This is a genomic window from Frankia sp. AgPm24, from assembly GCF_023243055.1.
Classification (GTDB): domain Bacteria; phylum Actinomycetota; class Actinomycetes; order Frankiales; family Frankiaceae; genus Frankia; species Frankia umida.
Genome location: NZ_JALKFW010000187.1, coordinates 19,191 through 43,570, shown reverse-complemented (window position 1 = coordinate 43,570; position 24,380 = coordinate 19,191). Strand labels below are relative to the sequence as shown.

Annotated in this window: 19 protein-coding genes; 12 read left to right on the top strand and 7 right to left on the bottom strand. The window is 71.1% G+C overall.

Translation table 11 applies throughout. The features are described from left to right. Window positions 1–87 precede the first annotated feature (87 nt). The 4 genes from MXD61_RS14315 (at window position 88) to MXD61_RS14300 (ending at window position 3,934) form a co-directional block, all read left to right on the top strand. Entirely contained in the window at window positions 88–1,326 is a 1,239-nt protein-coding gene (locus MXD61_RS14315) for a sensor histidine kinase (RefSeq protein WP_248813580.1), read from the top strand. Then, the gene (locus tag MXD61_RS14310; RefSeq protein WP_285223266.1) at window positions 1,323–2,078 is read left to right on the top strand and encodes a response regulator transcription factor; all 756 of its coding nucleotides are present in this window, start codon (window positions 1,323–1,325) and stop codon (window positions 2,076–2,078) included. Before MXD61_RS14315 ends, MXD61_RS14310 begins: the two co-directional genes overlap by 4 nt. 78 nt (window positions 2,079–2,156) lie before the next feature. Then, the gene (locus tag MXD61_RS14305) at window positions 2,157–3,092 is read left to right on the top strand and encodes an ABC transporter ATP-binding protein (RefSeq protein WP_248813579.1); all 936 of its coding nucleotides are present in this window, start codon (window positions 2,157–2,159) and stop codon (window positions 3,090–3,092) included. Beyond that, window positions 3,089–3,934, top strand: a complete 846-nt coding sequence (locus tag MXD61_RS14300; RefSeq protein WP_248813578.1) for an ABC transporter permease — start codon at window positions 3,089–3,091, stop codon at window positions 3,932–3,934. The genes MXD61_RS14305 and MXD61_RS14300 overlap by 4 nt, the downstream gene beginning before the upstream one ends. A gap of 850 nt (window positions 3,935–4,784) precedes the next feature. On the opposite strand, the gene MXD61_RS14295 is transcribed toward MXD61_RS14300, so the two are convergent. Further along, window positions 4,785–7,004, bottom strand: coding sequence for an MMPL family transporter (locus MXD61_RS14295; RefSeq protein ID WP_248813576.1), 2,220 nt, complete (start codon window positions 7,002–7,004; stop codon window positions 4,785–4,787). Window positions 7,005–7,310: 306 nt separating this feature from the next. On the opposite strand from MXD61_RS14295, the gene MXD61_RS14290 reads away from it, so the two are divergent. From MXD61_RS14290 to MXD61_RS14275, 4 genes are all read left to right on the top strand, one after another. Continuing rightward, window positions 7,311–8,549 (top strand): sensor histidine kinase, encoded by a 1,239-nt coding sequence (locus tag MXD61_RS14290; RefSeq protein ID WP_248813574.1) that lies wholly within the window; start codon window positions 7,311–7,313, stop codon window positions 8,547–8,549. Then, window positions 8,542–9,228 carry a response regulator transcription factor gene (locus MXD61_RS14285; protein WP_248813572.1) on the top strand — a complete coding sequence of 229 codons (687 nt, stop codon included), beginning with the start codon at window positions 8,542–8,544 and terminating at the stop codon, window positions 9,226–9,228. Before MXD61_RS14290 ends, MXD61_RS14285 begins: the two co-directional genes overlap by 8 nt. 166 nt (window positions 9,229–9,394) lie before the next feature. Beyond that, a complete protein-coding gene (locus MXD61_RS14280; protein ID WP_248813570.1) occupies window positions 9,395–10,315 on the top strand; it encodes an SDR family NAD(P)-dependent oxidoreductase in 921 nt (306 codons plus the stop codon). A gap of 91 nt (window positions 10,316–10,406) precedes the next feature. Then, the gene (locus tag MXD61_RS14275) at window positions 10,407–10,835 is read left to right on the top strand and encodes a cupin domain-containing protein (protein WP_372512087.1); all 429 of its coding nucleotides are present in this window, start codon (window positions 10,407–10,409) and stop codon (window positions 10,833–10,835) included. A gap of 142 nt (window positions 10,836–10,977) precedes the next feature. On the opposite strand, the gene MXD61_RS14270 is transcribed toward MXD61_RS14275, so the two are convergent. From MXD61_RS14270 to MXD61_RS14260, 3 genes are all read right to left on the bottom strand, one after another. After that, window positions 10,978–11,937: a hypothetical protein gene (locus MXD61_RS14270; RefSeq protein ID WP_248813567.1), complete on the bottom strand. Its 960-nt coding sequence runs from the start codon at window positions 11,935–11,937 to the stop codon at window positions 10,978–10,980. 441 nt (window positions 11,938–12,378) lie between these two features. Continuing rightward, a complete protein-coding gene (locus MXD61_RS14265; protein WP_308222753.1) occupies window positions 12,379–12,879 on the bottom strand; it encodes a response regulator in 501 nt (166 codons plus the stop codon). Window positions 12,880–12,925: 46 nt separating this feature from the next. Next, window positions 12,926–14,713, bottom strand: coding sequence for a hypothetical protein (locus tag MXD61_RS14260; RefSeq protein ID WP_248813565.1), 1,788 nt, complete (start codon window positions 14,711–14,713; stop codon window positions 12,926–12,928). 282 nt (window positions 14,714–14,995) lie between these two features. Between MXD61_RS14260 and MXD61_RS14255 the strand changes: the two genes are divergently transcribed. Then, a complete protein-coding gene (locus MXD61_RS14255; protein WP_248813563.1) occupies window positions 14,996–16,504 on the top strand; it encodes an MmgE/PrpD family protein in 1,509 nt (502 codons plus the stop codon). Then, complete coding sequence (prpB, locus tag MXD61_RS14250; RefSeq protein ID WP_248813561.1) at window positions 16,504–17,397, top strand: methylisocitrate lyase; 894 nt, start codon at window positions 16,504–16,506, stop codon at window positions 17,395–17,397. The genes MXD61_RS14255 and prpB overlap by 1 nt, the downstream gene beginning before the upstream one ends. Before the next feature lie 51 nt (window positions 17,398–17,448). Here prpB and MXD61_RS14245 read toward each other — a convergent pair whose 3' ends face one another. Then, the gene (locus MXD61_RS14245) at window positions 17,449–18,423 is read right to left on the bottom strand and encodes a carbohydrate kinase family protein (protein WP_248813559.1); all 975 of its coding nucleotides are present in this window, start codon (window positions 18,421–18,423) and stop codon (window positions 17,449–17,451) included. Window positions 18,424–19,361: 938 nt separating this feature from the next. Here MXD61_RS14245 and MXD61_RS14240 point away from each other — a divergent pair. Further along, the gene (locus MXD61_RS14240) at window positions 19,362–20,072 is read left to right on the top strand and encodes a hypothetical protein (protein ID WP_248813557.1); all 711 of its coding nucleotides are present in this window, start codon (window positions 19,362–19,364) and stop codon (window positions 20,070–20,072) included. 91 nt (window positions 20,073–20,163) lie between these two features. On the opposite strand, the gene MXD61_RS14235 is transcribed toward MXD61_RS14240, so the two are convergent. After that, window positions 20,164–20,883 (bottom strand): helix-turn-helix transcriptional regulator, encoded by a 720-nt coding sequence (locus MXD61_RS14235; protein WP_248813555.1) that lies wholly within the window; start codon window positions 20,881–20,883, stop codon window positions 20,164–20,166. An 871-nt stretch (window positions 20,884–21,754) separates the two neighbouring features. Between MXD61_RS14235 and MXD61_RS14230 the strand changes: the two genes are divergently transcribed. Continuing rightward, the gene (locus tag MXD61_RS14230) at window positions 21,755–22,351 is read left to right on the top strand and encodes a hypothetical protein (RefSeq protein WP_248813553.1); all 597 of its coding nucleotides are present in this window, start codon (window positions 21,755–21,757) and stop codon (window positions 22,349–22,351) included. Here the strand turns inward: MXD61_RS14230 and MXD61_RS14225 are convergent. After that, window positions 22,314–24,377 carry a SpoIIE family protein phosphatase gene (locus tag MXD61_RS14225; RefSeq protein WP_248813551.1) on the bottom strand — a complete coding sequence of 688 codons (2,064 nt, stop codon included), beginning with the start codon at window positions 24,375–24,377 and terminating at the stop codon, window positions 22,314–22,316. The genes MXD61_RS14230 and MXD61_RS14225 overlap by 38 nt on opposite strands. Between the last annotated feature and the right edge of the window lie 3 nt (window positions 24,378–24,380).

Here is a 24,380-nt window from a genome sequence, read left to right as displayed (position 1 = left end):
GTAGTGATCACGCGAGCTGATCGGGCTGACGTGGGCCGGCCCGGTCGGGGGGCTTCGCGGTCGCGGCGGTGGCGGCGGGCCGGGAACGTGGCGCTGCCGGTGCTGGTGGGTCTGTTTCTGGTGGCGCTGGCTTTTGACCGGCCTGGGCTGTGGGCGCCGTGGTGCCTGGTCGGCGTCGTGGTGGGCCTCGGGCAGGGTGCGGCGTTGTGGTGGCGGGGGCGGTATCCGGTCGCGGTGATGGCGATCACCCTCGTGGGTGGCGCGATCAGTCAGCTCGTCAATCCGGAGATGACCTTTCCCTACGCCGCGATGGTGGCGATCGTGTCGTTGGCGGCCGCCCGGCCGCCGCTTGTCTCCCTGTCGGCGTTGGCGGCGTTGTGCGGGGTGGCCGCGCTGAACTTCTTCACCGCGTCCGCCGTCGACACCTGGTTCGTCATGGCGATCGCGGTGGTGCCGTGGGCGCTGGGGGAGGCGGTGCGTAACCGGCGGGCGGCGCTGGTGGTCGAGGCGGCCCGGGCTGTTGCCGAGGAGCGGATGCGTATCGCCCGTGAGATGCACGACGTGCTGGCGCACAGCATGTCGGCGATCATCGTGCAGGCCAGTGCCGCCGACGACGTCTTCGACGTGGCGCCGGACAAGGCCCGTGCCGCGCTGCGCACGATCGAGACGACCAGCCGCGACGTGCTCGCCGAACTGCGCCACCTGCTGGCCGCCGTCCGCCCCGGCGACCAGGACGGGTCCTCGAATCCCGCCGCCGACGTCCCATGGCCCGCGGACCCCGCGGACCCCGCGGACCCCGGGCATCCCTCGGAGCTGGTGAACCCCGTGGACCCCTCGGACCCCGCACGTCCGGTGGCGCTCCCGAGGCGTCCACAGCCGGGGCTGCGCGAGGTCGAGGAGCTCGCCGCGCCGCTGCGTGCCGCCGGGGTCGCCGTCGACCTGCGGGTGGACGGTGCCGCCCGGCCGCTGCCCGCCGGCGTCGACCTGGCGGCCTACCGGATCGTCCAGGAAGCCCTCACCAACGCCCTGCGCCATGCCGCGGCGACCCGGGTTGTCGTGACACTTCACTATGATCGTGACGTGCTGGAGCTCCGCGTCGCCGACAACGGCACCGGCGGCCCGGCCTCCGACGAGCCCACGCAGGTCACGGCATCTGACGAGTCCGCGCGGGGCCCGGCGAGCGCTTGGCCCCTACCGTCCGCCGGGCATGGGATCACCGGGATGCGTGAGCGGGCCGCGATGGTCGGCGGCCAGCTGGAGGCGGCTCGGCAGGCGCGGGGCGGCTTCCATGTCCGCGCCACGCTTCCCCTGGGCGGCCCGCGATGACATTCCCCGCCGACGGTGCGCACCCGCGGCCCGACCCGCGGCCGTCCCGTCACCCGCGGCCGGACGAGGCGGGGTCGTCGTCCGAGCCGGCCGTTCGGGTGCTGCTGGTGGACGATCAGGCGCTGGTCCGCGGGGGGTTCCGGATGATCCTCGAGGCGCGGGCGGACATCGAGGTCGTCGGCGAGGCGGCCGACGGCGCTGCGGCGGTCGAGCTCGCCGGGCGCCTGCGGCCGGACGTCATCCTGATGGATGTGCGCATGCCCCATCTGGACGGGGTCGAGGCCACCCGGCGGATCGTCGACGCCGGCGGGTCCGCGCGGATCATCATCCTCACGACCTACGACGTCGACGAGTACGTCTTCGCGGCGCTGCGGGCGGGTGCGAGCGGGTTTCTGCTCAAGGACGTGCGCCCGGCGGACATGGTCGAGGCGGTGCGGATCGTCGCCCGCGGCGAGGCGCTGCTCGCGCCCACGGTCACCCGCCGGCTGCTGGACCATTTCCTCGACACCCTGCCCGAGCGGCCCGTCCGACCGCCGGACCTGGCCGCGCTCAGCGAGCGTGAGGTGCAGGTGCTGCGGCTCGTCGCGCTGGCGCTGTCCAACGCCGAGATCGCGGCGCGCCTCGTGCTCACCGAGGCCACGGTGAAAAGCCATGTCTCGGCGGTGCTGCGCAAACTGGGTCTGCGCGACCGGGTCCAGGCCGTCGTGTGCGCCTACGACGCCGGCCTGGTCCGTCCCCGCCCCCGCTCCTGAGTCCTCCTCCAGGAGGAACGCGAAGATCCGTCCTGCGCCGGATGCGGAGCCATCGGCCTGATCGCTAGCGTCCCAGGCATGATCGAAGCTCGTGGTCTGACGAAACGGTACGGCTTCACCGCCGCCGTCGACGATCTCACCTTCACCCTGACGTCCGGCTCCGTGACCGGCCTGCTCGGACCGAACGGCGCGGGAAAGTCGACGCTGATGCGCATGATCGTGGGGTTGGACGCCCCAAGCGCCGGCACGGTGACCGTCGGCGGCCGGTCGTTGCGGCAGGCACCCGCCCCCATGCGTGAGGTCGGCGCGCTGCTCGACGCGCGGGCGTTCGACGGTGCGCTCACCGCACGCGCCCACCTGCGCTGGCTGGCCCGCGCCGGTGGGCTGCCGGCCGCCCGGGTGGACGAGGCGCTGGCCGAGGCGGGCCTGACCAGTGTGGCCCGCACCCGGGTGCGGGGTTTCTCGTTGGGGATGTCCCAGCGGCTGGGGATCGCGGCCGCGCTGCTCGGCGACCCCGCCGTGCTGATCTTCGACGAGCCGGCGAACGGCCTCGACCCGGAGGGCATCCGCTGGATCCGGGTCCTGATCCGCCGCCTGGCCGGGGAGGGCCGCACGATCCTGGTCTCCAGCCATCTGATGAGTGAGATGGAGGGCACCGTCGACCAGGTGATCGTGATGGGGCGCGGCCGGATCGTCGCAGACGGCAGCATCCGTGATTTCACCCGCCGTGGTTCGACCACCCACGTCGAGGTCGTCTCCCCGCGGGCGGACGAGCTCGCCGCGCACCTGACCGCGGCCGGCGCCCAGGTGAAACCGGCCGATCCGGGCGGCCCGGGTGGCCCGAGCGGGACGGTACTGAAGATCACCGGGCTCACGGTGGAGCAGGTCGGGGACCTGGCACTGACCGCCGGGATAGCCCTGCACACCCTGGTCGAACGCGCGGCGAGCCTCGAGGAGGCCTTCATGGAAATCACCCAGAACAGCGTCCAGTACCGCCCCGAGCCCGCGCGATGACCGCGGCCGAGGCGCCGACCACGGTCAAGGCAGCGACGACGGTCGCCACGGCGGACTCCGGGCCTCGCCTGGCCGACACCGTCCGATCCGAGTGGGTGAAGCTCGCCGCTCGGCGTTCCACCTATGTGATCCTCGGGACCGGGTTCGTGCTCGCGATCGCCGTGACGGCGCTCGTCGCGGTGGCCGTCGGTGCCACCTGGGAGCACTGGAGCGCCGAGGACCGAGCCGACTTCGACCCGGTCATCTACAGCAGTCTCGGCCTGATCCTCAGCGGAATTCTCGCCGTCCTGCTGGCGATCCGGGTCGTGTCGTCGGAGTACCCCAGCGCGATGATCCGGTGGACGCTGGCGGCCACGCCGAAACGCGAGCGGGTGTTCGCCGCCAAGATGATCGTGGCGGCGTTCGTGACCGCGGCGGCCGGCCTGGTGACGAGTCTGGCCGCCTTCGGCACCGGGCAGCTCGTCTTCGGCGCCTACGATCTTCCCACCGTCGGCCTCACCGACGAGGTCGCGCTGCGCGCCCTGCTGGTGGGGGCGCTGGTGACGCCGGTGTATCCGCTGATCGGAGCGGCCCTGGCCGTCCTGGCCCGCTCGGCCGTGGTTCCGCTGACCGGCGTCCTCGTCCTGCTGTTCGCCCCCGCCGTCATCGCCGCCTTCCTGCCGGAGAGCTGGCGCACGGTGCTGTACTACACCCCGGGTCCTGCCAGCGACAGCCTGTCGTTCGCGCATCCGCCCGATGCGTCGTCGCAGCTCGGCGTCGCCACCGCGGTGCTGGTCATCGTGGTCTGGCTCGCCATCCCGCTGGGCGCCGCCGGGATCCGGTTCGCCCGACGGGACGCCTGACCCGCCCCGGTGATGGCCAGCTCGCCGCCGCCCAGCGCGGCCGCGGCCAGCGAGGTGCCATACCGCACCGCCCCCGCGGCGAACACCGGGCAGGCTGTGGCCGCGGGCAGCGCTATCGGACAGAAGTGCACACCGTCCGGTCCCCGCACCACGACGGTGCCGTCGGGCCGGCACAGCTCGCCTGCCCTGCATGGCAGCCGGTCGGTCCAGCGCCCGGCGGCGGTGACGGCAAGCCCGGCCCGCGTGACCGATCCGGCGCCGACACTGGCGACGACCTGGCGCCACACGTGTTCCAGTTCGGTGGCGCCATCGGCGGACACCGGCTGGTCGCGACGGGGCGGTGCCACCGCGAACACCACGTGCGTGCCGGCGGCGGCCAGCCGGGATGCGGCCGTGGTCGCGTCGGCGCGATAGGCGGCCATCAGGTCACGTCCCCGCATGCAGGGCGTCGCCGCATTGCCCGAGAACGCCAGCACCGCGGTCGTCGGAGCCCACTCGCGGGTCTGACGGTCGATGTCGGTGAGCCAGTCGCACAGCGCCGTGCCCCCGAAGGTGCGTACCCGCGCGTCGGCACCCTCTGCCCGCGCGGCGCGCACGAACACCTCCTGGCTCTCCCAGGCGAGCGAGTCGCCCCACAGCAGCACCCGCGGACGGTCGGCGGCGGATCCGAGCGGTGCCCCGTCGCGGTCCGCACCGCCGTGTCCTGCGCTGACCGGCACCAGGCAGCCGGTCAGGACCACCGCCAGCCCTGTCGCGGCCACCCCCACCATCGCCGCGATCATGGCCGACCTCAGTGTCGACAGCAGCGCCGATCCCGGGGCTGTGGTTCCTGCCGTCGCCGGCACCGCGCTCATCCCGTCCCGACCCGAGGTACGTGCGGTTCGGGTGCGGGGTGGGCGTGCGGTCGCCGCAGTGGGCGGGGTGCCCACCAGGTCGCCCGGCCACACAGCCGCAACACCGCCGGGACGAGCACCCCGCGTACGACACAGGCGTCGAGCAGCACCGCCAGCGCCAGACCGAAACCGAGCAGTTTGATCGCGGTCACGGACGACGTGACGAACCCGGCGAACACGGTGGCCAGCAGCAGGGCCGCGAACGTCACGATGGCGCCGGTCCGGTCGATGCCGTGCAGGATGGCGCCCGCATGGTCGCCGGTCCGGTCGTGATGCTCCTTGATCCGGGCCAGCAGGAACACCCCGTAGTCCATCGAGACGCCGAAGGCGACGCAGAAGACCAGCACCGGCATGGCGGCGGGGATGCTGCCGGTCGCGGTGAAGTCGAGCGGGCCCGACAGATGGCCATCCTGGAACACCCAGACCAGCACCCCGAACGTCGCCGACAGCGACAGCAGGTTGACCATCAGCGCCTGCAGGGGGATCACGACGGAGCCGAACATGGCCAGCAGCGCCAGGAAGGTGACGACCGCGATGAACCCCGCCGCGTACGGCAGCCGGGACATCAACGTGTCATAGGTGTCCACATGATCGGCGGCCGGCCCACCGACCCGCACCGTGAACGGGCTCGGTACCGCGCGCAGATCGGCGACGAGGCGCTCCCCGGCGGCCGAGATCGGCTCCACCGCCGGAATGACCGTCCAGAACGCCGCGTCACCGGCGCGCTGACGGCTCGTGGCCGCAGTGGGTTCCCCGGCCCGCACGCCGTCCGCGAACGTTCCGGTTGGCCCGTCCACCCTGGTGACGCCGCGCACCTCGGACAGCGCCACCGCGTAGTCCGAAAGGCTCTGGTCGGTTCCGGCGGCCCTGGCGGTGCCGGTCGCGACGACGCGCAGCGGGCTGGACTCGCGGCCGTCGAAGCCCGTCCGCAAAATCTCCGCGGCCTGCCGGGACTCGCTGGAGGCCGGCAGGTTCCGGTCGTCGTTGACGCCCAGCGACACACCGCCCAGGGGCAGCGCCAGCACGACCAGAACAGCGGTGACCGCACCACCCCACAGCAGCGGACGCCGCCCGACCAGGCGCGCGAGGCGATACCAGGCACTGTGCGCCGGCAACGTCGTGTGCCGTTCGCCGGCAGGCCGGCGGCGGGGGAGCACTCCGGCGCCGAACGCGGCGAGCACCGCCGGCAGCACCAGCAACGACAGGACGGCCGCGAACACCGTGGCGGCGACACCGGCGAGGGCCATCGAACGCAGGAACGGGATCGGAAACACCGCGAGTCCCAGCAGCGAGACCGCGACCGTCGCCGCGGAGAACCCGACGGTCCGTCCGCTCGCCGCCCACGCCCGGGCAAGCGCGGCGTCCCGGCTTTCCCGCGTGAGCCCGGTCCCGGTCCCGGTAGGGTCGCGCGGGGCGGTGGGTCCGCCCAGTTCCTCGCGGTAGCGGTAGATCACCAGCAGCGCGTAGTCGATCGACAGTCCGAGCCCCAGCCCGACGACGATGTTGGTGGTGAAGGTCGACATGTCGGTCACGACGGCCAGCAGCCCGACCACGGCGACGCCGCCGACGACCGCCAGCATGCCCACCAGCACCGGCACGAGCGCGAGGCGGACCCGGCGCAGGAACAGGCCGAGCAGCAGCATCATCGCGGGAAAGGCGACCAGCTCGGCGCGCAGCAGATCGGCGGAGATCCGTTCGTCGGTCTCGGCGGCCACGACATCCTGGCCGGTCACCCCGACCGTGATCGGCCCGTCGGCGCCGCGCAGCTGCCCGGCCAGCGCGCCGGCCCGGTCGTTTCTGGTCGGGTCGTCGCCGTCGAGGGTCGCGAGGACGAGGGCGTACCGTCCGTCGCCGGAGCGCAGCGTGGCGGCCCGGGCCGACCAGTACGAGGTGACGGAACGGACGCCGGGTTCGGCGGCCAGGCGCTCGGTGAGCCGGGCCGCGGCGGCGGAGACCACCGGTGCGTCGACGTCTCCCGATCGGCTGCCGACCACGAGGACCAGGCCGGTCGCGACAACGGCGAACCGCTGTTCGAGGACGTCGGCGGCTCGCGCCGACTCGCTGTCCGGCGGTACGAACCCACCGCCGGACAGCTGTGCGCCGACGGCGACGCGCGTGCCGAGCAGGCCGATCAGGGCGAGCAGCGCCAGGGCGAGTACCTGTCGTCGGCGGAGCACCACCCACCTCGCGAGCCTGGGCGGAGGATGGTCGCCGCCGGCGTGCGGCTGCGGTGGTCGTACGGCTGTGCCAGTCACGATCGAGGTCACCTCGTCGGGGAGAAGGCCGGCTGGGACGTCGCTGGAGAAGCGGACGAACCGCAGGAAGGTGACTCCGAGTAGGCCATGTGCGGCGCAGGAGCACATCGGGTCGGCGTCCATCGCCGAACGGCGCGCGGACCAGCGGCGATGCTGGTCCGCGGTGCACCCCTGACCTGGACCGTGGTACGAGGCGACGGCCGCGACGACGATCTATCGTGGGCCGGTATGCGTGACAGCGACCGGACCGGCCAGCTGACGGCCGGCACCGATCCGATGGCCCGGATGGCTCGTTCCGCGAACGCCGTCGTGTACGCGATGGTGGCCGTCGCCGCGGGGCTGGGCGTGATGACCGGTGCGGACCCGTGGGCGCTCGCCCTGATCGCCGCCTCGGTCGCACCACTGGCCGTGGAGGGCGCGGGAGTACGGGTGCCGCCGCTGGTGGGCGGGCTGGTGACGCTCGCGGCGATCGGTGCCGCGCAGGGCGTCGGGACACCCAAGATGGTGCTGCTGATCCCGGTCGCCATGGCGGCCTGGGTCGCGTTGCGCTCGTCGTCGGCGCTGGTCAACGCGGTCTACCTGGTCGGAACGGTCGGCCTGTCCGTGCTGTGGTTCGTCTCCGTGGAGCCGGCACCCGCGGGGAACTACATCTCCTCTGGCAGCGTCGTGTGGGCGGCGGCGGCCGGATACGGCACCGCGAGCGGCTACATCCTGCGCCGCACCGGGGAACTCGCCGAGGAGCTGGCCCGCGCCCAGCACCGGATCGTCACCACCGCGGCGTCCGAGGAACGACGCCGGATCGCCCAGGACGTGCACGATCTCGTCGCGCATTCGCTTGCCGTGGCGTTGCTCAACGTGACCGGGGCCCGCCGGACGATGCGGCGCGATCCGGCGCTGGCCGACGAGGCGCTTGCCCGCGCCGAGGCGGTCGGACGGGAGAGCCTCAACGGCATCCGCCAGGTCGTCGGCCTGCTCCGGGAGGACGGCCACGTCGATCCCCGGCCGCCCGGCGCGACAGGGGCGGATGCCGGTCCGGGCGTGGGACCACTGCCCGACGCCCATGACCTGGTGGCCCTGATCGACGGATACCGGGCCGGCGGCCTGCCGGTCGAGCTGCGCATCGACGGCTCGCTGGACGGCCTGGACGCGGTGGCCGGATCGGTGCTGTTCCGTACCGTGCGGGAGGCGCTTGCCAACGTCTCGCATCACGCCGCGGGCGCCGTCACCGACATCGAGATCGGGGTGGCCGCCGGGTCCGTGCGGGTCGCCGTGACCAATCCGCTGCCACCGGGCTGGCAACGGCGTTCGCAGCGGCGCGGTCTGGGTCTGACCGGCGTCGTCGAACGGGTGAACGCCCTGGGAGGTACCGTCAGCGCCGGTGCCGACGACGGTGCCTGGCAGCTTGCCGCCGTGATCCCGCGCGTCCCGACACCGCTGGCGGCGGCCTCGGGTGACGCCGGTGGCTGACGCGTCGACCGTGCGGGTCCTCGTCGTCGACGACCAGGAGCTGGTGCGCAAGGGAATCGCGCTGATCCTGGGCAGCGAACCCGGTATCGAGATCGTCGGGGAGCGCGGCGACGGGGACGAGGTCGTCGCCGCCGTGCGTGACCTGCGCCCCGACCTCGTTCTGCTCGACGTGCGCATGGCCCGGATGGACGGGACGGACGCGATGCGCGCACTGCACCGGACAGGTCACGCGGTACCCGTCCTGGTGCTCACGACGTTCAGCGACGACGAGGTGCTGTGGGCGGCGATGGCTGCCGGCGCCGCGGGTTTCCTGCTCAAGGACCGTCCCGCCGAGGACATCGTGCGGGCGGTCCGCCTCGTCGCGGCCGGTGGTTCCTGGCTCGACCCGTCGGCCAGCCCCCGGCTGCTCGCGGCCCTGCGTACCACCCCACCGGCCGATCCGTCCCTGGCCCGTCGGCTCGGACGGCTCTCCGACCGGGAACGGCAGGTGCTGCGCGCGATGAGCCGCGGCGCCACGAACGCCGAGATCGCCGCCGACCTGCGGGTGAGCGAGCGCACGGTGAAGGCGCACGTCGGCAGCATCTTCAGCAAGCTCGAGGTGCGGGACCGGGCTGGCGCGATCGTGTTCGCCTACGACGCCGGGCTCACGACGGCCCGGTTCGGCCAGCACCGGCCCTGAACCGCGTAACGGCACCGCGCGACGGCACCGCGCAATGGGACCCTGGCACAGGGCGCGGGTCGTTCCGTCAGCCCACCCTCGATGGACCGCCGGCCGATGCCCACCCATGGCCGCGCATGACTCAATCGGGCTGTCCACATTCCGTTTCCTTCGGAAAGGCATCTCGATGTCGAGCTCCGAGCACGACCCGCATCCGATGGGCCGCCGTTTCCTTCTCGCGGGTGCCGCGGCGGGAACAGCCGCCGCGGCGACGACCTTCCTGGCAGCGCCGGCCGCGACGGCCGCGACCCCGGGGCCGGGGTCGGGGCGCCGGTTCGCGGGCAAGGTCGTCCTGGTCACCGGGGCGACGTCGGGTATCGGGCGGGCCACGGCCATCGCCTTCGCCCGGGAGGGCGCGAAGGTCGGGTTCTGCGGGCGGCGGGAGAACCTGGGACGCCAGGTGGAGCGGGAGATCCGCGCCGCCGCAGGAGAAGCCACCTACATCCGTGCGGACGTCCGCGTCCCGGCGCAGATGGAGTCGTTCGTCGCCGCGGTGGTGAAGAAGTACGGCGCGTTGCACATAGCGCTGAACAACGCCGGGGTGCAGACGGTGAAACCGCTGCACGATATGACCGTCGAGGAGTGGGACGACACCGCGCACACCAACACCCGCGGTGTCTTCCTCGGCATCAAGTACCAGGTGCCACCGATACGCCGGGCCGGCGGAGGAGTCATCCTCGTCACCGGGTCGGCGAACGAGTTCGCGAGCCGACCGGGGCTCGGCGCCTACTCGGCCAGCAAGGGCGGTGTCACCGGGCTGGTCCGCGCCGCCGCTCTCGACTACGGCGCCGACAACATCCGGGTCGTCGCCCTGTCCCCGGGAACGACGGACACCGGCCTGGTCGATGCCCGCCGGCCCCCGAACATCACCGACGCGCAGTGGGCGGCCGGCAAGGCCCAGTTCGGCCGGGACAACGTCGACGCGCTGCGCCGGATGGCACGGCCCGAGGAAATGGCCGCGACCGCGCTCGCCCTCGCCTCCCCGGAGCTGAGTTTCCTCACCGGGACGTCCGTCGTGGTCGATGGTGGCATGCTCGCCGGCCTCTGAGGACGTTGCCGGTGCGGTTGGCGAGTTCGGCGACCTCGAGGCCGTCCGAGTCATCTCGACGTCGCCTGGTTCCGCGGCTTTCTGTCGCATCATGGTCGGTATGAGGAATGTGGCCGAGTCGATCTTCGTCCGTCAGGTGCTGGACTCCTTCGATGATTTCTGGCATCCGCGCATCCTGGCGCAGGTCAACGACTACGATGTTCGCGTTGCGAAGGTGCACGGCGAATATCTGTGGCACTCCCACGAGCACACCGACGAGTTCTTTCTCGTCATCAGCGGAAGCCTGGACATCTGGCTGCGGGAGAACGGGTCGGAGCGGGTGGTGACCCTTCCGCGGGGCGCCGTTCATGTGGTGCCCCGCGGCGTCGAGCACCGGCCGGTCGCTGCGGGGGAGACGGAGATCCTGCTGATCGAGCCGACCGGCACGCTGACGGTCGGCGACCGGCACGACGAGGTTCCCGACCACGTCGTGGCCACGACCGGCGCGCACCTCGACGGTCAGAACATCGACCACGGCTGATCCGACGGCCGCCACCGGGTGCGGTTCGCATGGCCGGCACAAGATCTGGTCGGCACAAGATCTGGTCGGCACAAGATCTGGTCGGCACAGACGCACCGCACCTGGTGGCGAAACCCGGAGCGGTGCGCTGCGGTGGACGTCGTTACGAGATCGGCTTCAGGTCCGGCCCGTAGGAGTCGACCGCGCTACGCGTGTCGAGGTTCTGCAGCGTCAACGAGACCTGCCGCTGGGTGGCGGTCCTGGGAGCACCGCCGACACCACCCTGGATCGCGGTCTCCGAGAGATCGCCACCGGCGAGCAGACCGCTCGCAGGGCCGTTCAGCGCCACATGGTAGGTGGAGTGAACATTCGTGTCGACCCCGTAGCCGTTGAAGTAGTTTCCCAGGCCCTGGTTCTTGAAGTAGGCCTGGTTCGTCGTGCCCTTCCGGTCGACTCGCTCGAACAGCAGCACCTGGCCGGCGCTGTGATAGGTGGTACCGAGCAGGTCGACGTCGACTCCGGGCGTGCTGGTGACCTGCCCCACTCCGACGGTGGACGGGATTGAGGCGGGCGCACCGAACAGGCTGAAGATGTCGATCAGCTGGACCAGGTGGGGGTCGGGGTAGTCCTTGAAGATGGTGTTCAGGTTCCTCGCGACGTCGTTCTCACCGTTGAGCGGATACGTGTAACTGAAAGTCGCCGGGAAGTTGGGTGCCGCGGTCTGGATCTTCTTGAAGGGAATGGCTGGCTGGCCGGGCTGGGCGGCGTCCTTACTGATGTCCCGGAAACGGGTGTCAAGCAGCTCGACCTTCTTCGCGAGCGTGCCGTTCTGGTTCACGACGGAAAAGCGGACCATGGCTCGCACATCGGAGATCGTCTGCAGGTCAGTCACCCGGACGACCTGGCCGTTCTGGGCCTGCTGTGTCGCATAGGTGGCGGCCGTGGAGTCATAGAAGTAGGTGAACGACTCGCCTGCGCGGTATGCATGCTGGGTGACATGCGGATTCGTGGTGGCCGTGGCCGTGGCGGTGGAAGGGGTGGTCGCACCTGTCGCGACGGTGCGGTCGGATCCGGGTGCGCAGGCCGCTGCGGTGGCCAGTACCAGAGCCAGGCCGGTTGCCATGGTGCCGAATCGTGTCCGTCGGAGCATCTTGTTTCTCCTCTGAAGGTGTTGTCGTCGCGGTGAACCGGATCGACAGGAGAACGCACATGTTCTGGTGGACGCTGGAAAGACTTTCGCCGCGGTGCCGCCTGGTATCCCGGATAAACTCTCCGGCGACGCTGTCAATGGTGGCTCCAAAGTGGAAAGTCGCGCTGTTCTGGGCATGGCGACTCCCTGGTTATGTTGTCGGATGGTCTCGCCCCGGATCGCTCCAGTGGTCATTGATGCGATTTCTGGATTGGGTTGGACGAGTCCTGACGATAAAGCCTGCTGCGGGGGGGTGCTACCAGCCTCCACCACCTTCAGGTAGGGGCGACGCCGCTGTGACCGGGGCCCTTTTCCGCCTGCCGCCCTGCTCGTAGGGGTGTCACGCCGCCGGTGGGCGTGGTGGGTGGTGTTTCCTCATCGAGCGTGGCGGTCGAAAGGTGCGGTGGTGCGGCCGACGGTCGAAGACTGTTCGCTCGAGCCCTGTATCGGCAGGCGGACCTCGGTGAGAAAGAACCGTTCGATCCGTCGAATCACGTGTGCGAACTGGTGCAGGTCGGTCGGCTTCGTCACGAAGGCGCTGGCCTGCAGGTCGTAACAGGCAGTGATGTCCGCGCTCGATGCGGAGCCGGTCAGCACGACGACCGGAATGGAGCGCAGCTTGGCGTCCGCCTTGAGTTCGGCGAGCAGCGCCCGGCCGTCCTGCCGGGGTAGGTGGAGATCCAGCAGAATCAGGCTCGGTCGTGACGTGGGCGCGGCGCTGACCGCACCGCGCAGGTAGGCCAGCGCCGACACCCCGTCGGTGACCACCCTCAGGCGGGCCGGCACGCCCTGGTCCGCCAGGACGATCTCGACCATCAGGGCGTCGCCTGGATCGTCCTCCACCAGAAGAATCTCGGCGGGCGCCGAATCCGGCACTGCACCTCCCGTTACCCCGCGGCCACCACCGTTCTCGGAGACGGTCTTACCATTTCTGCGCGTGATCTCTCTCCGTCGCCGTCCCGGAACTGCCCGGGTGGGCGTCGGTGGCGCCCCGCTGCGTGGGCCATGCCGGCCACAGGGCGGGTCGTCGGGTCGCCGACGACGGTCCTCGTCCGCCCGTGGGCACCGCTGCGGCACCGGCCCGGACAGCCGGAACCGGCGGTGAGACCGCGCGGGATGTCGGGTGAGCGGCCACCACGCCCGGCTGGGAAGCGGACGCGGTGGCCGGGCGGATTCGGCGGGTGAGCATGGCCAGGGTCGCCAGCAGAAGACTCAGGATGCCCAGAGCGCGCAGGGAGGTGGCCAGCTGCATGATCGGCGGCGTGGCGGTGTCGAACGCCGCCTGCAGCACCATGATGCGCAGCGCGCACGCCGCCACCGATCGTCCCCGCCCGGCCGCGCGGAACATGGTGTCCAGGACCAGCACCCAGGCGCCGATGAGCAGCATCGCCCCCACCAGGCCCAGGTTGATCACACCGTCGCCGAACGCGGTGATCGTCGAGGAGGTGGGCAGGTCCGGCGGCAGGTCGAACACGGCATGGCTGAGGCGTCGTCCCTGGTCCGCGGTCGGCTTGTTCGGGTAGAGGAACCGGGGGACGAGAACACCCAGCTGGTCGTCCAACCGCACCGCGGCGCGGGCCCCGGGATCGTCGCGCAGTTCCAGCGCCCGCAGCAGGTACGGACGGTAGTCGAGCCGGCGGACGACCACCGTCCCGAGGGGCCCGGACGTCGGGTTGGACGCACCGAACTGGTACCCCGACGCGTCCGCGAGATCCGAGCGCACGATGCTGCCGGCGACGAACAGCCCACCGATCACCGAGACGGCGAGGACCGCGCGGCCCGCCCGGGACAGCCACACCGGGCATCGGCCGGTACGCTGCCCACCACGGGCATCGGCGAGGACGCCGCGGTCGGCACCAACGCCGGCACCGGCGAGTAGCGCGGCCAGGCACAGCTGCGGCGCCGCACCGCGGAACCCGGTCAGCACCAGCAACACCGCCTGCACGGCGAACATCGCCCAGGCCGCGGTGCGCAGCCCGATCGAAGGCATCCGCCCCAGGCCACCGATCCGGCGGGTGCCCGCCGTGCGCCCCGGACCTGCCGTGCGTCGCGGGCCAGTCGGGTGCTTCGGACCTGCCGTGCGTCGCGGGCCAGTCGGGTGCTCCGGGTCGGAGGTCCGGTCGGCGTGGGCCGACACCAGGGCGGCCCCGGCGAGTACCGGGCCCGCGGCGGCCAGCAGCCCGGGGTAGCCCGCACCCGACGTCCCACCGGCGTACTGCGCCGAGACGCCGACCGCCCCCGCCGCCAGCAGGAACGCCTGGCCAGCGGCGGCCAACGCCGACAGGGCCAGCACTCCCCAGGTCATCCGGAGCGCCGCGGCTTCGGCCGACGTCGCTTCGGCCGCGGCGGCGCCGCCCGTGGCGTGCCGCCGGGCGCGGCGGCGCCTGGCTCGGTGGGCGCTGATCGTGCCGGCGGTGGCGGCCACCGCGATCCACAGCGCGGCGCAGGTGTCGGCGAGATCGTCGCGGGGTGCCGGGATGGCGCTTGGGACCAGCAGCGCGTTCGCCGACACGATCCGGCCGGCCACGACCATCGTGATCGTCACGACGGTCACGTAGACGATCACCAGCCGGGACAGCGTCCGCAGCAGGGCAACGAAGCCAAGCAGGGCGATCACCAGGCAGACCGGCCCGGGAGCGCCGCCGCCCGCCGCGATCCCCACCCCGGCGAGACACAGACCCGCGGTCACCATGGCGGTGGCCGTTGACATGGCTCACCTCGTCGAGGACAGGGGCACGCGGCGCGGGGTCCGGGCACCGGCGCACACGGGCATCGGCGACGACCGCACCCTGCCCGATTGTGAACCCACAGTAGCGAAAGAATTTCTCGGTGTGTTTGTTTTCGTGCTCGTGCCGGAACGTGGCGGCCCCCTGGACGGGCCGATATCCTGGCCACGCCATGGTGGACGGGCCGTCAGGTCGCCCGCGCGCCCGGTCATCGGTGCGCACGACAGCGAACAGCGAACGTCGAGAAGGTCGGCAGGTACCCAGCCATGATCGAGCACCAGGTGCGCGTGTTCGGCAGCGGCGAGCAGGTCGCCCGGTCCGCCGAACTGGCCTGGAAGCTCGCGGAGGTGGCCGCCGATCCGGTGGCCGCGCCCGACGACGTCACCGAGATGGTGATCAACCGGGTGATCGACAACGCGGGGGTGGCAGCGGCGTCGCTGGGGCGTGGCCCGGTGGTGGCCGCCCGTGACCAGGCGCTGCGGCACGCCCCGGCGCCCGGGCGGGCCGGGGCGACGGTGTTCGGGCTGCCGGCGCGGGTGCGCGTCTCGCCGGAGTGGGCGGCGTGGGCGAACGGGGTCGCCGTGCGTGAGCTGGACTTCCACGACACCTATCTGGCCGCCGACTACTCCCATCCCGGTGACAACATCCCGCCGATCCTCGCCGTGGCGCAGCAGCTGGGTCTGGGTGGACGGGAGCTGGTGCGCGCCATCGTCACGGGCTACGAGATCCAGGTGGCCCTGGTGCGGGGCATCTGCCTGCACGCCCACCGGATCGACCACATCGCCCATCTGGGTCCGTCGGCCGCGGCCGGCATCGGCACGCTGCTCGGTCTGCCGGTGGAGACGATCTACCAGGCGATCGGGCAGGCGCTGCACACCACGACGACCACCCGGCAGTCCCGCAAGGGCACGATCTCGAGCTGGAAAGCGTACGCGCCGGCGTTCGCCGGCAAGATCGCCATCGAGGCGGTCGACCGCGCGCTGCGTGGCCAGGGTGCGCCCGCCCCGGTCTACGAGGGCGCCGACGGTGTGATCGCGCGGCTGCTCGACGGACCGGACGCCGCCCATGTCGTGTCGCTGCCCGCGGCGGGGGAGGCCAGGCGTGGGATTCTCGACACCTACACCAAGGAACATTCCGCCGAGTACCAGAGCCAGGCGCTGATCGATCTGGCCCGCCGGCTCGGCCCGGCGATCGGGGACCTCGCCCGGGTCACGTCGATCGTGCTGCACACCAGCCACCACACCCACGCCGTGATCGGCTCCGGGTCCGGTGATCCGCAGAAGTACGACCCGCGGGCCACCCGGGAGACCCTCGACCACTCGATCCCCTACATCTTCGCGGTGGCCCTGCAGGACGGCGACTGGCATCACGAACGTTCCTACGCCCCCGCGCGGGCCAGCCGGCCGGACACGATCGAGCTCTGGCAGAGGATCACCACGGTGGAGGACCCGGACTGGACCCGCCGCTACCATTCCTCCGATCCCGCTGAGAAGGCGTTCGGAGGGCGGGTCGTGGTCACCCGCACCGACGGTTCGACGCTGATCGACGAGATCGCCGTCGCCGACGCCCATCCACTCGGTGCCCGCCCGTTCGGACGCGCCGAGTACCTCGCGAAGTTCCGCCGTCTCGCCGGAAGTGTCCTGCCCGCCGAGGAACAGGACCGTTTCCTCGAGGTCGCCACCCGTCTGCCCGAGCTGCGCCCCGATGAACTCGCCGGCCTCACCCTGACGCCCGCCCCGCCGCTGACCGCCAGCGGCACCGACGGCATCTTCTGATGCTGCACGCGCGCGTCCCCGTCCACGAGCGTCGTGCCGCGTTGCGGGCGGCGTTGCGCTCGGGCCGGCTGCTGCGGTTTCCCGGCGCGTTCAACCCGCTGAGCGCGGTGCTGATCACCGAGCTCGGTTTCGACGGGGTCTACGTCTCCGGCGCCGTGCTCGCCGCCGACCTGGCGCTGCCCGACATCGGCCTGACCACGCTCACCGAGGTCGCCACCCGCGCCGGGCAGATCGCCCGGGTCACCGACCTGCCCACCCTCGTCGACGCCGACACCGGCTTCGGCGAGCCGATGAACGTCGCCCGCACCATCCAGACCCTGGAGGACGCGGGCCTGGCCGGCTGCCACCTCGAGGACCAGGTCAACCCCAAACGCTGCGGCCATCTCGACGGCAAGACGGTCGTCCCGACCGAGGAGATGCTCCGCCGCCTGCGCGCCGCCGTCGCCGCCCGCCGCGACCCGAACTTCCTGCTGTGTGCCCGCACCGACGCCCGTGCCCTCGAGGGCCTGACCGGCGCGATCGAGCGGGCCCGCGCCTACGTCGACGCCGGCGCCGACCTGATCTTCCCCGAGGCGCTGGCGGATGCCACCGAGTTCGAGGCGTTGCGCAGGGCCGTGGACGTGCCGATCCTCGCGAACATGACCGAGTTCGGCAAAAGCGAACTGCTCACCACCAGCACCCTGGAATCGGTCGGGGTGAACCTCGTCATCTACCCGGTGACCCTGCTGCGCATCGCCATGGGGGCCGTCGAGGACGGACTGCGCCGCATCGCCACCGAGGGAACCCAGGCCGGCCTCGTCGAACACATGCAGACCCGCGCCCGTCTCTACGAACTGCTCGACTACCCCGCCTACACCTCCTTCGACACGAGCGTCTTCACCTTCCGGACCTGAACCTGAGCCGGCCGGGACGCCCCGGGCCAGGAACCGCCTTCGCCCCGGTGACTACCGCGGCTGGGATATCCGCGGGGTTTCCTCCGGCCAGCCCGGCTCGATGCCCAGCAGGTTCAGCACCTGCTCCACCGCGTCACTACCGCCGGCTGGCCGGCCTGGATCCGCGACCGTGGTCGCGGCCGCAGGTCGACTCGCGTGCCGCCCGACCTGGTCCCGGGCGATCTCCCGACTGAGAGCGACCGCCAGGCCGGCGATGAACCCGGCTCCCACCTCCGTCGAGACGAGGCCCTGCCGCGCTCCCGCACTGATCGAGATCGTTCCATCCGCCCAGGCCAGCACAGTGCTTCCGTCGCTGAGAGTGATGGCAGCCAGCGACGGTCCGCACATCAGAAGCGCGCGAGCCGCGATGACGGCCTCCGCGGCCACCCTGACGGGATACCCGACCAGGGTGGCCATGTCCTCGGCGTCGGCGCGGACGACGTCCGTCAGCGCAAGCAGCGCCGCCAGGCAGCGGGGGTCGTCCGGCGCGCCGTCGATGATGACCTTGGCGCCTCCGTCGCGGGCCGCGCGGGCGACGACCACGGCCATGGCGGCAGGCCCCGCCATGGAGATCACCACGACCCGGGCGTGGGCGAAGGCCGCTGCCGCCCCGGGCATGTCCGACACGGTCAGCTGGGCCTGCTCCGGCAGGTGTTCCAGGTACCGGACCGAACTGGTGTCGTCGACAAGGCTGAGCAGCAACGGGGTGGCCATGTCGGGCCGTCGGACCAGCGACCGGATGTCGATCTCCTCGGCGGCGAGTCGAAGACACAGATCCGTCCCCGCGGCGTCCTGCCCGATCACCCCGATCAGCGCCACCGAGGCACCACGGCGGGCGGCGGCGACCGCGACGTTGGCCCCTGCACCGCCCGGCATCCCTCGTCGTCCCCGAACCGGGGCCGAGCCGGCGGCGTCGGGCATCGCGGGGACGAGAAGCTCCACCTCCCAGCCCACGACACCTACGGACACGACGTCGAATGATTTCATGGCTGGTCGCTCCTCAGATAGCTGTCGTGGACCGACCGGCGCGGTCCTTTCGCCGGTCGGGCGCGCCCGACCGGCTGGTTGGATCTGGATCCGACATTGTTGGCCTCGCAGTCGTGACACCTGACTCGTCGAGAAGGCTCTGTCCGGCGGTGCGGCTCGATACGGATCGACATCCGTGAACGGAACTGCGCGGCCCCTCCCTTCTCCGACCGTCACCGAACGACCACGGACGCACGCGATGCGCATACCGCAGCGTCCACATTTACCTGTCCCGCGCTATCGACCTGGCACTGGGAGGCATCGTGGATTCAGGCTACGATGCCTCGTCAAGGCGGGTCGGCGAACGTGACCATAGCGAAGAGGACGCGCGTGGGCAGGGCGCCACGCGGGTGAGTTCATGAGCTTCCGGCCGGACTCCTCCGACCGACCGGAGGCGGATCGCGGAACATTGTGGCCGCGGCCGGATCCTTGCTTTTTCCCTTGCCTCCCATGGGAAGCAAGGCACTTCGTGTTTGACGGAAGGGGGTTGTACGGGGTGGTGGCCAGGCTTTGACCAGGCTTTGGTCGGAAATTGGCGAGCAGGTGTAGGTGATGATGCTGGCCGCTCGCTGTATATCCGGTGCCCGCTGCTGCGGGCGGGCGGGAGAAGGGCGGAAACATCTGCCGGAACAGCAGGCGAGGTGAAAGCATCCCGGTGGGTCGGACTCCCGTCGGGGGATCACCGGTGAATTCGTGGTCCCGGTGTGGTCCGTCTCTGGAGTGGCAGTGATGACTGGCTACTCTGGCGAAAGAGATGATCACATGGAGGTCGGTGGGATCGACGGCCGGCAGTGGTGTCCTGGGCAGTCCGGACCGTCCATCGACCGGACCTTTCTCCCGGGTGACCTGGGACCAAAGTCCTCACGGCCTGGGCCGATCGGATGCGGAAGGAACGGTATATGGCCGAGGAATCTCACAAGAAAAGGGCGGATTCCGGATTTGTCCGGTTGAACGAGCGTGACCTCCTGGCTTTCGAATGGATCTTCAACATGGGGGCGATCTTCGAAATAGACATACAGTTCATGGTCAGCCCGAAGCGGTCCCTGTCGCGCAACGCGGTGCGCTCGGTGGTCCGCCGGTGGGAGAAGGCGGGCGTCGTACAGGCGGATCCGGTGCTCGCGGGAGAGGGCCGTCTCGTGCGGTTGACCGCGGAGGGCGCCCTCCTCGTCAGCGATGACACCGCTGGCGGCCTGCTCGCCATGGCCGAGACGCCCACCCGCGCCGTACGCCAGGCGCTGGCGAGTCGGGTGCGGTTGCGGATCGAGAGATCAGGTGTTTCCACACTGCGGGCGCACGGGTGGGTGAGCGAGCGCCAGTGGCGGCTCGAGAACGCCGCCACCGTGACGGCCGGTGACCATGTCCCACACGGAATCGCGTTGCTTGACGGCGGTGTTGCCGCGATGGTGCACGTCACCCGCACAGCTGTCGAGCTGAACCGGCTCCGGTTGCTGCTGGCGGAGATCCACCGCCGGTATCCCTTCGTGATCGTCGCAGTACCAGCCGACCTGACGGATGTCACCCGCCTGTTGGCGATCGCCTCGGCCGACAAGGCGGCGGGGTCGGCGGGATCGGCGGGATCGGCGACCCGACTCGAGGTCATCCGGTTCTGAGCGCGACGCCAGCCACCCGGTCGGCATCGGGACGTCGCCGGCCCGCGTGCCGGCTTCCGCGTTGGCGCGGCGTGGGACCGCGGGTCCCGACTCAGCCGCGCAGTGTGTCGCTGGGGGCCTGTCCGAAGGTGTCCCGGTAACGGGCGGAGAAGCGGCTGGGACTGACGTAGCCCCAACGGGAGGCCACGTCCGTGACGGTGGTGCCGTCGCCGGGGTTGGCCGCGAGCAGCTGCGCGTTGGCGCGGTCCATCCGGACGCGGCGCAGACAGGCCATGGGCGTCGTGTCCAGGTGACGGCGAAAGGCAAGCTGAAGTGCGCGGACGGTGACATGTGCCGCACGGGCGATGTCGGTGGCGCTGATGTCGAGATCGGCGTTGGCGTCGATGAACGCGACGGCACGGGCCAGGGTGGCCGGGGTGGCGTCGGTGCGGTCGTAGTGCCGTGGCTCGGTGATCCAGTTGTTGGGGAACGCCGAAAGCATGGCGGCGGCCAGCAGCCGGCTGGCGGAGCCGGCCAGCAGGGGCTGGGCCATGGCCTCGGGATTGGTACGCAGGCTGTCCGTGACATAGGCCGCGGCCTGCAGCCAGGTGCGGGCGCCGGCTGGCCCTGCGGGCCGAAGGGCATCGAACCGTAGCGGGGGCAGCGGGTCGTGGGGACCGTTGCGGGCGACGTCCACAGCGGCCTGGATCGTGACGAGTACGGAGGTCGACGTGATGTCCGTGCTCGTCGAGTGGTGCGGTTCGCCCGGCTGACCGTGCAGGACCACGTCGCCGGCGCCGTAACGGTCGTCCGTACCAACGACGGCATGCATCCCGTGGTGTATGCGGCTGACAGCGACATCGCCAGAGGGTGGCCGTCGGCACTCGCTGACCGCGCCGTGGTGAAGGAGAGCGAGGCGTATGGGCCCGTGGCCGAACGCCTGGCACCGAAACCGGTACCTGGCGCGGTCCCCGAGGATCCTTATCCCGGGGTCGAAGAGGTCCGCCAGATATCGCTCGGCGTGCTCGGGATCGGTGGTGGTGAACTCCTCCGGTTGGCTGCTCCGCCGACCGGCACCGGCCCGGGCGACCGGCCCGCCCCCGATCCCGACGGGATCACCACGATCCGGCATGGGGCAACCGACCTGGCCCACCGACCTCGGCGAGGAGACCGACACGCCGGCCATGATCGTATGGCCGGTGCGGATGCTCCCCTGGACCGAAGGCGGCCGGGGCCGCCCGACAACGGATCTGGACGGGCATCGGCGACTCCCTTCCGAGCCGGACCTGCATGGTCGACGCACCTGCGTGCACTATCTCATGGCGCCGAAAAACATGTGCGGTGGGAGTGGTCCCGGCTACCGCGCCAACGCCGGAAGAACCGGCGCGTCACGGCGTCGACGCACAGGAGCAGGAATCATGTGATTCCAGCAGAAGCTGGAACTGTGGTCGAGGTCCGCTTCGTTTTCGGTCCTTCCGTGCGGTCGGATCGTTCGTTCCATGATGTATCCCATCCTTCGGAAGCCGCGGATACTGGGTCACAGGCTCGAGGGTGCGACTCACCGACCAAGACCGCCGCTGTTCCGGAGATCGATCCTCGAGGAAGGGAAGCGCGTGGTCCTGGTACCGCCCGGCAGAAGAACGGATGTTGGGCACATACGGCTCAACAGACGTGACCTCTGTGCAATCGAATGGATTTTTGACATGGGTGCGGTGTTCGAGGTGGACATGCCCGCGCTCTTCAGTCCGGGCCTGCCCATGTCGGTGAGTTCGGTCCGCTCCGTGGTGCGGCGGTGGGAGAAGCTGGGAGTGGCCCGGGCGGAGCCGATGATCGCCCATCAGGGTCGGCTTGTCCGCCTGACCGCGGAGGGCGCGATCCTTGTGACGGATTGCGATGAGGATGCCTATGTGGCGACGCACGAGGGATTCACCGTCGCCGTGCATCGGGCGCTCGTGAGCCGTGCGCGGCTGCGCATCGAGGGGTCGGCCATGGCGGCGGGGCCGGTGGACGGATGGATGAGCGAGCGGGCATGGCGACTCGAGAACGCCGGCGCCGTGTCGTCGGGTGACTATGTTCCGCACGGCATGGTCCTCCTGGTCGACGGTGACCCGGGAGTGGTCTACGTCGCGCACACCGCGGCCGAGCTGGTCCGTTTTCGGCTGCGGCTGGCCGAGATCTGCCGCCGTCATCCGTTTGTCGTCGTCGTCGCGCGATCGGATCTGCTCGACGCGGCGATCACCACCCAGCTCGGCGACCTGGCGGTCAGCACGGGTGGTCGTCTGGAGTTCGTGGATCTGTGAACGGGCCGGCGGTCGAGGGTGGACCAGGCTGGTCGGCCGCGGTGACATGGGGGTCGGTCGTGGTGTGGGGCAGGTCGACCAGGCTGAGCACGATGTGGGCCGCACTGCCGACGGGGGCGAACAGCCGAAGTGGATAGTGCCGCGCGTCGCTGTGTGGGTCGGCCCGGTAGAACTCGGCCACCGCGGCACTGGCGATGTGGGTGACCGCGGTCAGATCGACGACCAGGTCGTGGGTGCCACCGAGCGTGAGCCGGTCGAGCTCCGCGCCCAGTTGCTCGACGTTGCTCGCGTCCAGGGCGCCGTGGACCGCGATCCGGCTACTGGGCGCCTGCGGCTGTTCCAGGATGATCAGCAGATGCGACGGCTTCGCCGGCGCCCCGATGACGTGGCTCACCACCTGCCTGGCGGTGAGCAGCCGGACCGGGCGTGACAGACGGCGGCGGAACGTCGCACGTGTGCCCCGGTCCTCGCGTTCGATGTCGAGGCGATCGGCGAAGGCCGCGGTCATCGCCAGTCCGAATCCGTGACCGCCAGATGGCTCGTCGCTGCCCGGCCTGGCCCGTTCGCGCCATTGGCCGTTGTCCGTGATGGCGACCCATGCCTCGCCATCGTCACGTAGATCGGCGGTGAGGGTGACCGTGCCTCCGGCGGCGGCCGACCGGCCGTGTTCGTACGCGTTGGTCGCCAGCTCCACGACCGCGTGCGTGAAGGCGATCCGATCCCCCTCATCCACGTCCAGAGATCCCAGCCAGGTGTCCAGGCCGGCGCGTAGGACGCTGATGAGCGAGACGGACGCCGGTCCCCCCAGCTCCAGCGGCGGCGCCGGAGTGTGGCGCTGGGCGACCAGCAGGGTGATGTCGTCGGTGTGTCCGGTCTCCCGGACCAGCAGCTCCAGGGTCTGCGCGCAGACGCGCTCGACCAGGGGAAGGACCGTGCCGTGGAAGCCGCGGTCGGCGACGGCGTCGCTCACGACCTGGGACAGTTCGAGGGCGGACTCGGGCAGCGTGCGGCCGGGTCGTTCGAGGATGCCGTCGCTGTAGAGCAGCATCACCTCGTCCGACCCGAGCCGGTCCAGCAGCACCGTGTGCGTGGCTCCCACACCCAGGGGCCCCTGCCCGGACGAGGGAAGGAACCGTGCGCCGTCCGAGGCGGCGATCAACGGTGGCGGATGTCCGGCCGAGCAGTACGTCAGGGCGCCGTCGACCGGATCGAGCAGGACCACACACACCGTCGCCCCCCGGGCACCGGGCACCCGGGGGGCGATCCGGTCGGCGGCCGTCACCGCACTCAGGATGTCGCCGGTCGCGTCGAGCCGCTCCTGGACCACTGACCGCAGCTGCCCCATCGCGACCGAGGCCGTCACGCCGTGTCCGACCACGTCGCCCACCACCAGCGCGACGCGACCACCGGAGACCGGGACCGCCTCGAACCAGTCGCCGCCGGCCGACTCGTCCGCGTCGGCCAGCAGGTAGCTCGCCGCGAGGCGCACCGCGGGAAGGATCGGGAGGCCCGGGGGCAGCAACTGCCGCTGCAGCGCGGTGACGACATCGCGAGCTCGTTCGTAGCGCCGGATCGCCTCGGTGGCCTGCCGCTGTACCCGCTGCTGCGCCAGGACCCGCTCGGTCGCGTCGACGGAGTAGCCGTTCAGACCGACCACCGTGCCGTCCGCGCCGCGCCGCGCCGTGATCGTGAAGTCGATGATGAGATTGGTGAACTGGCCGGATCCCGGTTCCCGCTCGACCTGCAGGCGCCAGCCCCGCCCCTCATACGTGTTGCCGCTCCGGTAGACCCGGTCGCACAGCGCGGACAGCTGCTGGGCCACGATCTCGGGAAACGCCTCGATCATCGGCAGCCCCGTCACGTTCTCCCGGACCAGCGCGCGGCGATAGGCCGCGTTTATCGCCACTATCCGATGGTTCGGGCCCGCCAGGCCGATCATCATGACGGGCATCGATTCGAAGATCTTCGCGACCGTCTCGGAATTGTTCGCCTGAACGTTCGGATCATCAACCGGTTCAAGCGTCAAGAA